This is a genomic window from Rhizobium terrae, from assembly GCF_003425685.1.
Lineage (GTDB): Bacteria > Pseudomonadota > Alphaproteobacteria > Rhizobiales > Rhizobiaceae > Neorhizobium > Neorhizobium terrae.
Genome location: NZ_QJKM01000005.1, coordinates 268,467 through 281,911 on the forward strand (window position 1 = coordinate 268,467; position 13,445 = coordinate 281,911).

The window sequence follows — 13,445 nt, forward strand, 5'->3', positions numbered from 1 at the left end:
CGAAAAGCAACAAGCCATTAGTTTAATCGGAGGCGCCTCCGTTTATCTGGAGTGCCTTCCACTTCTTAATCCAGAAGCTTGCAGGATGTCATGCCGAAATCGTCTCGGCGCGTCCCGTGGAGAAAAACCGATATAGCGCTCGGTCGGCCGTCGACCAGGGGCTTGTAGAACCAGAATACCTCATTTCCGTGACGATGGCAGGAGCCTGATCCATGACACGAACCATCCATCTTTCGCTCGATATCAACGGGCGGCGGCACGAACTGGACGTCGAGCCGCGCGTCACTCTGCTCGATGCACTGCGCGAGCATCTGGCGCTGACCGGAACCAAGAAGGGCTGCGACCAGGGGCAGTGCGGCGCCTGCACCTGCCATGTCGACGGCAAGCGCGTGCTCTCCTGTCTGACGCTCGCAGCCCAGGTCGAGGGCCGGGAGATCACGACGATCGAGGGCATAACCGGGGAGAACGGCGATCTTCACCCGGTCCAGGCCGCCTTCATCGAGCACGACGCCTTCCAATGCGGTTACTGCACGCCGGGCCAGATCATGTCGGCGGTTGCCTGCATCCGCGAAGGCCATGCGGGATCCGACGAGGAAATCCGCGAATACATGTCCGGCAATCTCTGTCGGTGCGGAGCCTACAACAGCATCGTCGCGGCAGTCCGCGAGGCAGCGCAGGCGACGGTGAAGGAAAAGATGGAGGTGGCCTGATGCGCGATTTTTCCTATCTCCGCGCCACGTCCGCCGATGACGCCCAGAAGGCTGCGCTTCAAGCCGGCGCTGTGCTGCTTGCCGGCGGCACGACCTTGCTCGATCTCGCCAAATGCGGCGTGACCGAGCCCGAAACGGTCGTCGATATCACTCATCTCTCCAGTCTTGACGGTATCGCCGTCGATGAAGGCGGCGCGACGATTGGTGCGCTTGCCCGGATGAGCGAGGTCGCCGACCATCGCGAGATCAAGGCGGCATTTCCGGCGGTATCGGAATCCCTGTCGCTCGCAGCCTCGGCGCAGTTGCGCAACATGGCGACGATGGGCGGCAATCTCCTGCAGCGGACCCGCTGTTCCTATTTCCGCGAACCGGGCGTGTTTGCGGCCTGCAACAAGCGAAATCCCGGTTCCGGCTGTTCGGCGATCGGCGGCGTGACCCGCAACCATGCCATTCTCGGCACAAGCGATGCCTGCATCGCCACCTATCCCGGCGATCTGGCGGTAGCGCTTGTCGCTTTCGACGCGACCGTCGAAATCGGCAGCCGAAGGGTTCCAGTCGATGATTTCTTCCTGCTTCCCGGCAATACGCCCGACAGGGAAACCGTGCTGGAAAAGGGTGACATCATCACTGCCATCAGTATTCCGGCTTCTGCCGCTGCTCGAAATTCAACTTATTTGAAGGTCCGCGACCGGCAATCCTACGAGTTCGCGGCCGCGAGTGCCGCGGTCGGCCTCGAATTCGAAGCGGATGGCAGAACGGTCCGCGATATTCGCGTAGCCCTCGGCGGTGTCGCCACCAAGCCTTGGCGAGCCCGTGCCGTCGAGCAGGCACTTGTCGGCAAGGCTCTCGATGCGGAGACCGTCGAAAAGGCCAGCAGCCTCGCCATGGAGGGGGCCGTCAGCCAAGGCGGCAACCATTACAAGATCGAACTGGCGCCGCGCGTCATCACCCGCGCAATCGAGCAATTGGGCCTGAAAGTTGGAGGTCTCGCATGACCATTATGCCACCCCGCAAACATGGCGACGCTTCCGACGGCGTCGTCGGAGGCCGCCAGACCCGTTTCGAAGGCAGCCTCAAGGTTACCGGTGCCGCGACCTATGCGCTGGAATATCCGGTCGAGAATGTCGCGCATGCGGTTCTGGTGCAGAGTACCATCCCGGCGGGCCGCGTGCTGAACGTTAATGCCGAAACGGCGCGCGCCGCGCCGGGCGTGCTTCTGGTTCTGACTCCCGAGGACGATCTCGGCTTCACGGTTGCGTCGGACTGGGGAGGCAACAGGCCGGAAAATCAACCTTATTATCCTCTGCCGCGTCACGTGCAGTTCAATGGCCAGCCGATCGTCGCGATCGTGGCCGAGAACCGCGAACAGGCTTTCGAAGCCGCCAAGCTCGTCAGCATCACCTATGAGGAAGCGCCCCACGTCGCCAGCCTCGACGATCCGAATGCCGGCGAAGGCAAGCTTATGGGCAACCTCGTCTTCAACTGGGGCGATGCCGAAGCAGCGCTCGCAGCCGCGCCGGTTCAAATCGAAGGCACGTACAGCACACCGCGCGAATATCACGTCGCCATGGAGCCGCATGGCCTCACGGTGAAATGGGACGGCGACCAGATCACCGTCTGGGAGCCGAGCCAGTGGTCGCACGGCATGGCGCGCACCTATTCCGAATGGTTCGATATCCCCTACGAGAATGTCCGGCTGATCTCGCCGTTCATCGGTGGCGGTTTCGGCTCCAAGGGTGCGGCGCTCGCGCATGGGGCGGTGGCTGCCTTCGCCGCGCGCAAGCTTGGCAGGCCGGTAAAACTTGCGCTTACCCGTCCGCAGAATTTCACCAACTACGGCGGCCGCGCCGCGACCCGCCAGACGATCAGGCTCGGCGCCACCGAAGACGGCATCCTGCAGGCGATCGTCCATCGCGGCGCCAGCGAAACCTCTACCTATGCGGACTGGCCGGAGCAGACCGGCGCCGCGACGCCGATTCTCTACAAGGTGGAGAACTTCTCCTCCGAACATCGCGTCGTGCCGGTCAATACCGTGACACCCGGCGCACTGCGTGGCCCCGGCAAGAATCCCAGTTCCTTCGGCATCGAAAGCGCCATGGAGGAGCTTGCCTACAAGCTCGGCATGGATCCGCTCGAACTTCGGCTGAAGAATTATGCCGACCACGACTATCAGTCGGGCAAACCCTGGTCGACACGCCGGTTGCGCGAGGCATTGACCGAAGGCGCCGAAGCCTTCGGATGGTCGAGGCGTAGCCACGCGCCGCGCTCGATGCGTGACGGCAGGACGCTGATCGGCTGGGGCATCGGCTGCGGCACGTTTCCGGTTCTCCAGGCTCCGAGCGAAGCCCTGATCCGCGTTCTCGCGAACGGCCGCGTCGAAGTGGTCAGCGGCGCGATCGACATGGGGCAGGGGACCTACACGGTGCTTGCCCAGACCGCTGCCGAAGTGTTCGGCATCCCGGTCGATCAGGTCGAAGTCCATCTCGGGGATTCCCGGCTGCCCGGTTCGGCGATCGCCGGCGGTTCCATGCTGGCAGGCTCCATCCTCGGCGCCGTCCACAAGGCCGCCACGGCCGCCCGCGACGAACTGATCGGCCTCGCGCTCAACGACGAAAACTCGCCGCTGCGCGATACGGGCGCCAATACACTGACCTTCAGCGAAGGGCGGATTGCCGTGCCGCGCGGCGAGGGACCATCGCTCAGCCTACCGGAACTGATGGCGGCGCTCGGCCGCGACGAAATCGAAACCCGCCGCAACACGCTGCCGGATGGCGCGAGCGCCCAGGAGCATCACCAGGCCTGGACGACCATGGCGAAGGTCCAGGGGCCGACCATGGGCGAATATTCCATGCACAGTTGGTGCGCCCATTTTGCGGAAGTGCGGGTGGACGAGGACTTTGGAACGGTACGGGTTTCCCGCATCGTCTCGGCCTTCGATTGCGGCCGTCTCTACAATCCCCGCATGGTCGAAAGCCAGTGGCGCGGCGGCATCATCATGGGCATCGGCCAGGCGCTGCTCGAAGAGGGTCTCGTCGACATGCGCAACGGCCGGACGGTCAACAACAATATGGGCGACTATCTGGTGCCGACCAATGCCGACGTGCCGGACATTCAGGTGATTTCCGTTGGCGTACCAGACTACGGCGCCTCGGCGCTCGGCGGCAAGGGGGTCGGAGAAGTCGGCATTGTCGGCGTCGCGCCGGCCATCGCCAACGCCGTCTTCCATGCCACCGGCAAACGCGTCCGCGACCTGCCGATCACGCTGGAAAAGCTGATCTGAGAAAACGGCGCATCCGGTTTAACCGGGTGCGCCGCGTCTGCTTCTGCATGTTCAGGCGCGCGGACGCCCGTCGAAACGTTCGGCGAGCTTTTCCTTGCGGAAGTGCTCGGTGACGAAGTCGACGAAGACACGCGTCTTTGCCGGCAAAAGTGTCCTGTTGGCATAATAGATCGATATCGGCCCGATATCCGCATACCAGTCCGGTAACAATCGGATCAGTTCCCCGCTCCGGAAATGCGGCAACGCGTCCGGAACCGTGATCATAGAGACGCCGAGACCAAGGCGGGCGGCGCGAACCATCGCCGCAGGATCGTTCATCACAATCCTTTCGGAAAGCGATGTCTGCACCTCTTCACCGTCGATCCTGGGCATGACCCATTGGCGGATGCGGCCTGTATTAGAGGAGCGCAGGTAGATGCCGTCCCAACCTGCGAGGTCGGCGGGGTCGGCCGGCATGCGCCTGTCCTTCATGTATCGCGGGGAGGCGACCGCGACGACATGCGCTGGCCCAAGGATTCGCGCGACGGTGCCGGCCGCCAGTTCGAACCCGCCACCGATCGCCGCATCATATCCCTCGGCGATGAGGTCCACCTGTCGGTTCTCGAAGGTCCATTCCGGGCGGATCAGCGGATAGCGAGCCAGGAAGTCCGGCAGGAGCGGCAGGATATAGTCGGCGCCGAAATGCGGGCTCATGCTGACCTTGAGCAGGCCGGCCGGTTCCGGGCCTTGCGAAGCTGCGCCGACGATGGCCGCCTGAAGCGCCTCGACGTGATCGCGGATCTCGGACAGAAAACGTTCTCCGGCTTCGGTCAGCGCCAGCTTTCTTGTGCTGCGCTGGAAGAGGCGGATGCCGAGTTTTTTCTCCAGGATCGCAACATTGCGGCTGACGGCCGCGGGCGTCAGCGACAGGCGCCGCGCGGCCGCCGAAAAACTGCCGAATTCGGCGCTGCGGATGAAGGAATCGAGGTTGGCAAGGTTTTCCATCAGCGGATCATTTTCAATGGATGCTTGAAGATGATCCGCATTATTATGGGGTTATTGCGGCATGATCCAGACACGATATCTCGGTTATCGGAACACGAAACGGAGTAGCACAATGTCCATCGGTATCATCGGCGCCGGCAATATCGGCACGGCTTTCGCCCGCATCCTTGCCCGCAACAGCATCCGCGCAACCATTGCGAACAGCCGCGGCGCCGCCTCGCTCGAAGCGTTGACGACGGAGCTTTCACCCTGGATTTCCGCGGGTACCGTCGAAAATGCCGCCAACGCCGACATTGTGTTGGTTGCCGTTCCCTGGGGCAATCTGCCGGTGGCGCTGTCGGGGCTGCCGGCCTGGAATAACAGAATCGTCATTGATGCCAACAATCCGGTGGTGATGCCGGGCTATCAATTGGCCGAACTCAATGGCCGTACTTCGAGCGAAGTCTTCGCCGATCTCGTGCCAGGCGCCCGCGTGGTCAAGGCCTTCAACCATCTCTTCGCGAAACTGCTTGAAGCAGACCCCGCCGCCGAAGGTGGCAGGCGGGTGGCATTTTACTCTGGTGACGATATCGCAGCGAAGGCGGATGTTGCGGCCCTTATCGACAAGCTCGGTTTCTCAGGCATCGATCTCGGCGTGCTGTCGGTGGGCGCAAGGCTGGCGCAGTTCCCCGGCGGGCCGCTGCCGGGGCTCAATCTGGTGAAGTTCGGCTAGTCGTCCGAATACCGTTCCTCGACCCAAGGGTCGCCGCGCATGTGATAGCCGTTCTTTTCCCAGAAGCCGGCCTGATCGCGGCTCAAGAACTCGATCCGGTTCAGCCATTTGGCGCTTTTCCAGAAATAGAGGTGAGGCACGACAAGCCGTACCGGCCCGCCATGCTCCTCGGTCAGCGGCTGGCCTTCCCAATGGGTGACGAGGATCGCATCCGGCGAGGCGAAATCCGAAAGCAGCAGGTTGGTGGTGTAGCCGTCGTAACTCGTCAGCATCACCGCCACCGCTTCGTCCTTGGGATCGACGATATCGAGGAAGTCGTGGGTGGAAACCCCCTTCCAGGTGTTGTCGTAACGCGACCAGGTGGTGACGCAGTGGATGTCGGAGCGCATCTCGCTCTGTGGCAAGGCCTGGAGAGCGGCCCAGTCAAAGGTCTTCGGGTTGTTGACGAGGCCGCGTATGTCGAGCTTCCATTGCTGGGTCGTGACGCTCGGCTGCTGGCCGAGATCGAGTACCGGCCAGTTCTTGACGAGATGCTGGCCGGGCGGCAGGCGATCCGTCTCCGGGCGGGTGGTACGGCCGGTCAGGAACTTGCCCTGTTCGGCCCATTTGCGCTTGGTGACGGTAAGCTTCGAATCCGGTGTATTGCCCGGGGGCTGGATTTCGTCGGCCATATGCGATCCTCATGTCCTTGCGTTTGCAGATAATCTGTTAAACAAGGAGGCCAATCAATCGTTCTGCCTGGATATATCGATGCCCGCCTTCAATCCGCGTTTTAACCCCTTGGTCGAAAAGCTCTCGCCGCCGCCGGTGCCCTCCGTCGCCGCCTGGGGGCGTGCCTATGACGGATCGAGGGGGCCGCTGATCGATCTTTCGCAGGCGGTGCCCGGTTATCCGGCGCATCCGGACATGCTGAAACTGCTCGGCGAAACGGCATCGTCGACAACCTTCACCGGCTACGGGCCGATCGAGGGTGAGACGGAACTGCGGCGCGTCTATGCGGAGCATGTTTCCGAGGTCTACGGCGCGTCGCTCGGGCTTGAAAACATCCATATCACCTCCGGCTGCAATCAGGCCTTCGTCTGCGCCGCAATGACGGTCGCAGGTCCAGGCAGCACGGTGCTGATGACTGAACCCTTCTATTTCAACCACGAAACCACGCTTGCCATGCTGGGCATCAAGACCGCTTTCGTGCCCTGTGCCGCAGAGAACGGTTTTCTGCCGGACCTCGTTGGCATCGAGGCGGCCATCACTCCGGAGGTCCGGGCTCTGGCGCTCGTCTCTCCCAACAACCCGACCGGGGCGATCTATCCGCCGTCGCTGCTCGAAGCGATCTTCAAGCTCTGCCGCGAGAAGGGCATCTGGCTGATCCTCGACGAAACCTATCGCGATTTCATGCCCGCCGCCGGCCCTGCTAAGGGAGGAATGGCGCCGCATACGCTCTTCAGCCTCGACGGCTGGCAGGAAACCTTGATCGACCTTTACAGCTTTTCCAAATCCTTCTGCATTCCCGGTCACCGGCTGGGCGCGATCACGGCGGGTGCAGCGGCGGTCCAGCAGATCGCCAAGATCATGGACAACTTGCAGATCTGCGCTCCTCGCGCCGCCCAGGGTGCCGTCGCCAAGGCGTTGCCGATTCTGGCAGACTGGCGGGAGGAAAATCGGCAGGAGATCGGCCGCCGGGCCAATGCACTGAAGGCTGTGATGCGCGCCGCGAACGACTGGAAACTCGATGCGATCGGCGCCTATTTCGCCTTCGTGCGCCATCCCTTTCCCGGCAAGGGCTCGGCGGAAGTGGCGGAAAAGCTCGCCAGAGAGGCGGGTATCATCTGTATTCCAGGAGCCTATTTCGGCGAAAGCCAGCAGAACTATCTGCGTTTCGCCTTCGCCAATGCGGACGTGCCGACGATCGCGCTTCTGGAAGAACGTTTGAAGAACTTTTCCCTGTCGTAAAGCCGATCGCCCGTATATAAGCGGGCCATGGTTCAAAGAGCAGGCAGTGCCGATCTTCCGCTGCACGGCGGCCGGGTTCCCCGGTGGCTCGGAGAGCGCATGACCAGGCTCGGTGCGATCATCACGCAGGCGATCATCATCGAATATGGCCGTGACGAGCTGCTCAGGCGGCTGGCGCATCCCTTCTGGTTCCAGTCCTTCGGCTGTGTCATGGGCATGGACTGGCATTCGTCGGGCATCACCACCAGTGTCATCGGCGCATTGAAACGCGGTTTGACGCCGATGGCCGGCGAACTCGGCGTCCATGTCTGCGGCGGCCGCGGCCAGAACTCGCGCAAAACACCGGACGAACTGATCGCCATCGGAGACCGGGTAGGCATCGACGGCAGTGGCCTGGCAAATACCAGCCGGCTCGTCGCCAAGGTGGACAGCGCGGCGGTGCAGGATGGTTTCGACCTCTACTTGCACGGCTTCATCGTCACCGACGATGGCAAGTGGGTGGTGGTGCAGCAGGGCATGAACGGCGACAGGCGGCAGGCGCGGCGTTATCATTGGCTGTCGGAAGGCATCACCAGTTTCGTGGATTCCCCGCATGCGGCGATCGAGGGACGCAGGCAGGGCGAGATCGTCAATCTCGCAGACCACCGCGCCGATGCCTCTCGCAAGGGCCAACTCGATCTTCTGGCGACGCTCGGGCCGGATCGCATCGTCCGCGAGGTGATCGCGCTCGATCCGTCTTTGAAGCCCAAGAAATTGGCGCAGCCGATGTTGCCGCATCTCATCATGCCGGCGCATCACGATGTCCGAGAGGAGGACGTCAACATGAAGCGACTGCACGGCACGCTCGCTGCCGCAGCTGATCGCGGACCGGAGGATTTCGAGCAGCTTCTATTGATGCCGGGCGTCGGCGCCCGCACCGTCAAGGCGCTCGCCATGGTGGCGGAAGTGGTGCATGGCGCGCCGTGCCGCTTTTCCGATCCGGCGCGCTTTTCGCTCGCCCATGGCGGCAAGGACCGCGAGCCGTTTCCGGTGCCGATCAAGGTTTATGACGAAACGATCCGGGTGATGAAATCAGCGGTCGGCAAGGCAAGGCTTGGCCGCGAGGAGGAGATGCAAGCGCTCAAACGGCTGGATGATCAGGCGCGGCAAATGGAAAAATATGTGACCGGCCCCGATCTCAAGGAAATCGTTGCCGGCGAATACCGCCATTCGCACGAATGGGGTGGCCGCAGCGTCTTCGGTTTCGAGCCGCCGCCGCAAGGTATCGAGAAGTGCAGCGGCTGATCCGGGAACGGTTTCAGATGCGATCGGACGCCGGCCTTTACGCGAAAAGGTCCGCGAAAAAGGACACGCGATGAAGCGGCTCACTGGATCCCAGTCCTGGGATGCGGTGCAGGATCTTCCGTGCACCGAGAGTTAGGCATCTCCTTGGGCGTGCGGCTCAGGCCGTTGCGCCGATAGTCTTCGTCTGGTGGATCTCGATCAGCGACGGCCCTTTGTGGCGTCGGAATCCCTGCAGTGCGGCCGGCAGTTCCCCGACATCGGCAAGCCGCACCGCCGGCAGGCCGAAGGCCTCGGCAATCTTCAGGAAATCCGGTGCGGAGGGTTTGACACCTTCCGGCGCGATACCGTTTTCGAGCATGTAGGTCTCGATTTCCTGGTAACCGTCATTGTTCCAGACAAGGAAGACGACGTTCGCGCCGGCATCCTTCGCCGAACCGATTTCAGCTAACGTGAACTGCAGCCCGCCATCGCCGGTAAGGCAGACGACGGGGGTATCGGGCTCGGCAATCGCTGCGCCTATGGCGGCCGGCGGGCCATATCCGAGCGCGCCGTAGCCTGTCGCGGCATTGAACCAGCCATGCGGACGGCCGGCTTCGTAGTAGAGATTGCCCGCGTAGACGGCCTGGGTGCTGTCGCCGACGATGATCGCGCCGGGCAGCGCATCGCGAACCTTGTCAAGAATACCGATCTCGACCCGCATTTTCGGCGTGAGTTCGGCCTGGGCCGCTTCCCGCGCTTGCGCGGCACGCACGGCGCCGCCGGACTGCAGTCGGTTGCCCGCGCCGACGGCTGCGCAGAGGTCGGCTGCCGCGTTTTCCGCCGAGGAGAGAACGGAAAGCACCGCCCTGGGGCCGCGGGCGAGCTGGGCGGCGTCGATGTCGATACGGATCAGGCTGTCGAGTTCGGGGAAGCCGCTGTCGGCATACATGTCGTAATCGGTCTGGCCCATCTGGGTGCCGAAGGCGAGAACCAGATCGGCCTCGGCGATCAGCCTGCGGACGGATCCGAGGCTCGGGCTTGCCGGCACGGAGAGCGGAGAATGGGCGAAAGCGCCGCGGGCATTGGTCGTCGTCACAAGCGGCGCATCGAGCCGTTCGGCGAGCGCCAGGATATCCTTTGCGGCAGGCACGGCACCGCCGCCAACCAGAATGACCGGTTTTCGTGAAGAAAGGCAGCGGGAGGCGGCCACGTCGATCGTCGCCGCATCGGCACGCGGCCGGGGGGGCGCGATGTTGCGCAGGCGCGGAGGTTTTATTTGCGCAGCCATGACGTCGATCGGGATTTCGATATGCACCGGCCCCGGCCGGCCCGAGCGCAGGATTGCGAAGGCGCGCTCCATGACGTCGGCCAGGTCCTCGGGTTCGTGCAGCGTGTGCGACATCAGCGCCAGCGTCGCCATCATGCCGCGCTGGTCCGGCAGTTCGTGCAGGCGCCCACGGCCGTGGCCGAGCGTGGCGCGGGCGTTGACGCCGGAGATCACCAGCATCGGCACGGAGTCCTGATAGGCCTGCGCCATCGGCGTGATGATATTGGTCAGCCCCGGCCCGGTGATGACGAGGCAGACGCCCGGCTTGCCGCTGACGCGGGCATAACCGTCCGCCATGAAGCCCGCGCCCTGTTCGTGCCGCGGCGTGACGTGGCGGATCTTTGAGGCGGCAAGGCCGCGATAAAGCTCGACGGTGTGGACGCCGGGAATGCCGAAGACGACGTCCACGCCGTTGACCTCCAGGAGGTCGATCAACGTTTCGCCGACCGTCTTCAGCCTATCGGACATGCAAGGGGGCCTCCTTGCGCGAGACGATACGGCTCGCCAGGTCGCCGATGCGGCCCATAGCGGTCGCAACGACATCCTCCGGCACCGTCAGCGAGATGCGCAGGAAGCCGGCGGCCTGGTCGCCGAAGGAGGTGCCAGGCATGACGGCGACCTTTTCCTCGCGCAGCAGCTCCCAGGCGAATTCCTCGCCGTTCAGGCCGGTGGCGGTGACATCGAGCAGGATGAACATTCCGCCTTCAGGCGCCATCGGCTTGATCAGATTGCTGCCGGCAAAGGCTTTTTCGACGATCGCGGCCCGGCGGCGGTAGTTTTCACGCATGACGTCGGCAGTATCGAAATGCTGCGTCAATGCCATGGCGGTCATGTCGGAAATGAAGGGCTGCACGCCGAAAAGCATGGTTTCGGAAACCGGTAGCAGCCTTTCGCAGAATTCTTCCGGCCCGGCGGCCCAGCCGCTGCGGAAACCCGGTGCCGCGTGGGATTTCGAGATCGACGAAACGACGATCGTACGCTCGGCGAGTTCCGGAATATCGAAGGGCGAAGCGAAGGCCGTGCCTTCGAAGATCAGCTGTTCATAGACTTCGTCGCAGACGATCCAGAGATCATGCTTGCGGCAGACTTCGCCGATCGCCGCGATCTCGGCGGCCTTGAGGACGGCGCCTGTCGGGTTATGCGGCGTGTTGAGCAACAGGACGCGAGCCTCCGGCGTGATCGCTCGTTCGAGGTCGTCCGCCTGCAGATGGAATTTCCTTTCGGGGCGCAGCGGCACGGGAATCATATGTGCGCCGGTCGAGGCGATGACGCCTTCATAGGTCGCATAAAGCGGGTCGCCGACCAGTACGCCGTCGCCGGCTTCGACCAGGCCCGTCATGACGCCGTAAAGTGCGGTCTGGGTGCCCGGAAAACAGAGGAAATTGCGTTCGGTGACGCCTGGCCGCCGCTTCGAATATTTCTCGACCAACGCCTTCAGCACCGGCGGTTCGCCGCGGCCGTTGGAATAACGGGTGCGGCCGGCATACATGGCGCGGGCGGCCTCGTCGAGCAGCGCCTTGTCGGGTGCGACGTCCGGCTCGCCGATGGTCAGCTCGATGATATCCTCGCCGGCGCCCTTCATGCGCCGGGCGGTGAGGTGAAGCGCCCAGCGGCCGGAGCCGAGATGGGCGAGACGGTCGGTGATCGAGGCATAACGCATCGGCTTCGTCCTTTTGTTATCGTTGTTCTTTTTGTTGCTGTTCGGCGGAAAGCTCGCCGGGCGCCAGGCGCAGCAGCGCCTCGACGGAGGTGAGGGCATTTTCCGCCAGTTCCCTGTCCGCGAAGAGATCTGCGGCCAGCGTTCCTTCAAGCCAGAGCCCATCGACCAGCGCGTTCAGCGCGATCGCGTGGCGGCGGCATTCCTGCGGGCCGACCGCCCGCTTCTCCTCGCGGAAGAAGGCGGTGAGCAGGGTTTCAAGCGCCTCCAGAAAGGCGAGGTAGTTTTCGCGATGGACAGCCGCAAATGTCGGATCGGTTTGGATATGGCTGATGAAGGCTGCCCAGAGCGACAGCGTGCGCGGGTCGGTGACCGGTGGCGTCACATTAGCAACGATGAAACGACGTAGGCGCGACCTGGCGTTTTCCCCTTCAATAGCCGCCGCGATCGCCGTTTCGGTCATGCCGGTCATGACCTTGCGGTAAGCTGCCTGCAACATCTGGTCCTTGCCGGCGAAATAGTGGCGGATCAGCCCTCCGGTGACGCCGGCGCGAGTAGCGATCTGGCGCACCGTGGCTCCCTGGATGCCGAATTCGGCAATGCAGTCCAGCGTGGCGGCGATCAGATCCTCGCGCCGCTCGGCCTCGCTGGCACGGTGATAGGAGCGGCGGTTCACCGTCATCTCCTCAGGACCGGCCGGGTCAGGCAGGTCGGTCCGCCCTCGCAGGCGATGCAGAGCGCGTCGCCTTCGAATGTTTCGACCACGCAGCCATGCGCTTCCATCAATTCCTTGGTGATGGGAAAACCATCGACCATGATCACGTGGCCGGGGCTGGTGGGAAGAACGTTGAGATTGAGGCCGAAACTCTCGTGGAATTCCTTCTCCGATCCATGGATCAGCGTATAACCGCGCTCCCGCAGCATCATGTAGAGCGCGGCCGGCATCAGCGGTGCATGCACCAGTGCCAGTTTTTCGGCGAGCGGGCTGATCACCGACATGAGATGCAGGCAGGCCTCGACTCCCTGCCAGAGCGGCAAGTCGAAGCCGAGCACGGTGACGCCGATCGGCTTCAGTATCGCCGAAAGCTGGTCGATGCCAGCCTGGTTGGTGCGCACACCGCGACCGATGGCCAGCGTATACCGGTCCACCCAGACGCAATCGCCGCCCTCGACGGTGCCGGGGGCCGTGATGCGGCCAAGAACCGGCACACCTGCTGCGGCGTAGGCCTTTTCATGCAAGTCGGGCTCGGAGGCGCGCAGCGTTTTGCCCATCCGCAACAGCACCGCCCCGTGGTCGGTCATCAGCGAAGGGTCATGGGTGAACATGGAGTCGGCAAGCCCGTCGCCGTCATCTTCCATCCAGATGATCTCGACTCCGGATCTTTCGATCAGCCCGCTGAACTGTGCGTGCTGGCGGATCGCCTTTTCGGCGTCGAAGCCCGGGCCGTAATGCCATTCAGCGGAATTCGCCTTTCTGAGGCTGTCGCCCGGGCGCCGCATCAGAACGCGCAGGAGGGGCGTCGACATGGCCTGAGAGCCGTAGGCGGTCATGAGGTCTCCTC

12 protein-coding genes are annotated in these 13,445 nt (G+C 63.3%); 6 read left to right on the top strand and 6 right to left on the bottom strand.

Going from position 1 to position 13,445, the window contains the following annotated elements:
- Positions 1–212 precede the first annotated feature (212 nt).
- From DMO26_RS11375 to DMO26_RS11385, 3 genes are read left to right on the top strand one after another with little or no spacing between them, the layout of a single operon-like run.
- Entirely contained in the window at positions 213–710 is a 498-nt protein-coding gene (locus tag DMO26_RS11375) for a (2Fe-2S)-binding protein (protein WP_117192161.1), read from the top strand.
- Positions 710–1,705: an FAD binding domain-containing protein gene (locus DMO26_RS11380; protein WP_117192162.1), complete on the top strand. Its 996-nt coding sequence runs from the start codon at positions 710–712 to the stop codon at positions 1,703–1,705. Before DMO26_RS11375 ends, DMO26_RS11380 begins: the two co-directional genes overlap by 1 nt.
- Positions 1,702–3,990, top strand: coding sequence for a xanthine dehydrogenase family protein molybdopterin-binding subunit (locus tag DMO26_RS11385; protein ID WP_117192163.1), 2,289 nt, complete (start codon positions 1,702–1,704; stop codon positions 3,988–3,990). The genes DMO26_RS11380 and DMO26_RS11385 overlap by 4 nt, the downstream gene beginning before the upstream one ends.
- A gap of 51 nt (positions 3,991–4,041) precedes the next feature.
- Here DMO26_RS11385 and DMO26_RS11390 read toward each other — a convergent pair whose 3' ends face one another.
- Complete coding sequence (locus tag DMO26_RS11390; protein ID WP_117192164.1) at positions 4,042–4,974, bottom strand: LysR family transcriptional regulator; 933 nt, start codon at positions 4,972–4,974, stop codon at positions 4,042–4,044.
- Positions 4,975–5,086: 112 nt separating this feature from the next.
- Here DMO26_RS11390 and DMO26_RS11395 point away from each other — a divergent pair, with 112 nt between their 5' ends.
- Positions 5,087–5,686, top strand: coding sequence for an NADPH-dependent F420 reductase (locus tag DMO26_RS11395; protein ID WP_264319356.1), 600 nt, complete (start codon positions 5,087–5,089; stop codon positions 5,684–5,686).
- On the opposite strand, the gene DMO26_RS11400 is transcribed toward DMO26_RS11395, so the two are convergent.
- Complete coding sequence (locus DMO26_RS11400) at positions 5,683–6,357, bottom strand: sulfite oxidase-like oxidoreductase (protein WP_117192166.1); 675 nt, start codon at positions 6,355–6,357, stop codon at positions 5,683–5,685. The two genes, DMO26_RS11395 and DMO26_RS11400, sit on opposite strands and share 4 nt — an antisense overlap.
- Positions 6,358–6,436: 79 nt before the next feature.
- On the opposite strand from DMO26_RS11400, the gene DMO26_RS11405 reads away from it, so the two are divergent.
- Both DMO26_RS11405 and DMO26_RS11410 read left to right on the top strand, forming a co-directional pair.
- Positions 6,437–7,636 carry an aminotransferase gene (locus DMO26_RS11405; RefSeq protein WP_117192167.1) on the top strand — a complete coding sequence of 400 codons (1,200 nt, stop codon included), beginning with the start codon at positions 6,437–6,439 and terminating at the stop codon, positions 7,634–7,636.
- Between the two features lie 27 nt (positions 7,637–7,663).
- Positions 7,664–8,920, top strand: a complete 1,257-nt coding sequence (locus DMO26_RS11410; protein WP_117192168.1) for a DUF763 domain-containing protein — start codon at positions 7,664–7,666, stop codon at positions 8,918–8,920.
- A gap of 157 nt (positions 8,921–9,077) precedes the next feature.
- Here the strand turns inward: DMO26_RS11410 and DMO26_RS11415 are convergent, their stop codons facing one another.
- The 4 genes from DMO26_RS11415 to DMO26_RS11430 are packed head-to-tail and all read right to left on the bottom strand — an operon-like array spanning position 9,078 to position 13,434.
- Positions 9,078–10,694: a 5-guanidino-2-oxopentanoate decarboxylase gene (locus DMO26_RS11415; protein ID WP_117192169.1), complete on the bottom strand. Its 1,617-nt coding sequence runs from the start codon at positions 10,692–10,694 to the stop codon at positions 9,078–9,080.
- Entirely contained in the window at positions 10,684–11,886 is a 1,203-nt protein-coding gene (locus tag DMO26_RS11420) for a pyridoxal phosphate-dependent aminotransferase (protein WP_117192170.1), read from the bottom strand. The genes DMO26_RS11415 and DMO26_RS11420 overlap by 11 nt, the downstream gene beginning before the upstream one ends.
- 16 nt (positions 11,887–11,902) lie before the next feature.
- The gene (locus DMO26_RS11425) at positions 11,903–12,559 is read right to left on the bottom strand and encodes a TetR family transcriptional regulator C-terminal domain-containing protein (RefSeq protein ID WP_117192318.1); all 657 of its coding nucleotides are present in this window, start codon (positions 12,557–12,559) and stop codon (positions 11,903–11,905) included.
- Between the two features lie 2 nt (positions 12,560–12,561).
- Positions 12,562–13,434, bottom strand: coding sequence for a dimethylarginine dimethylaminohydrolase family protein (locus DMO26_RS11430; RefSeq protein WP_117192171.1), 873 nt, complete (start codon positions 13,432–13,434; stop codon positions 12,562–12,564).
- Between the last annotated feature and the right edge of the window lie 11 nt (positions 13,435–13,445).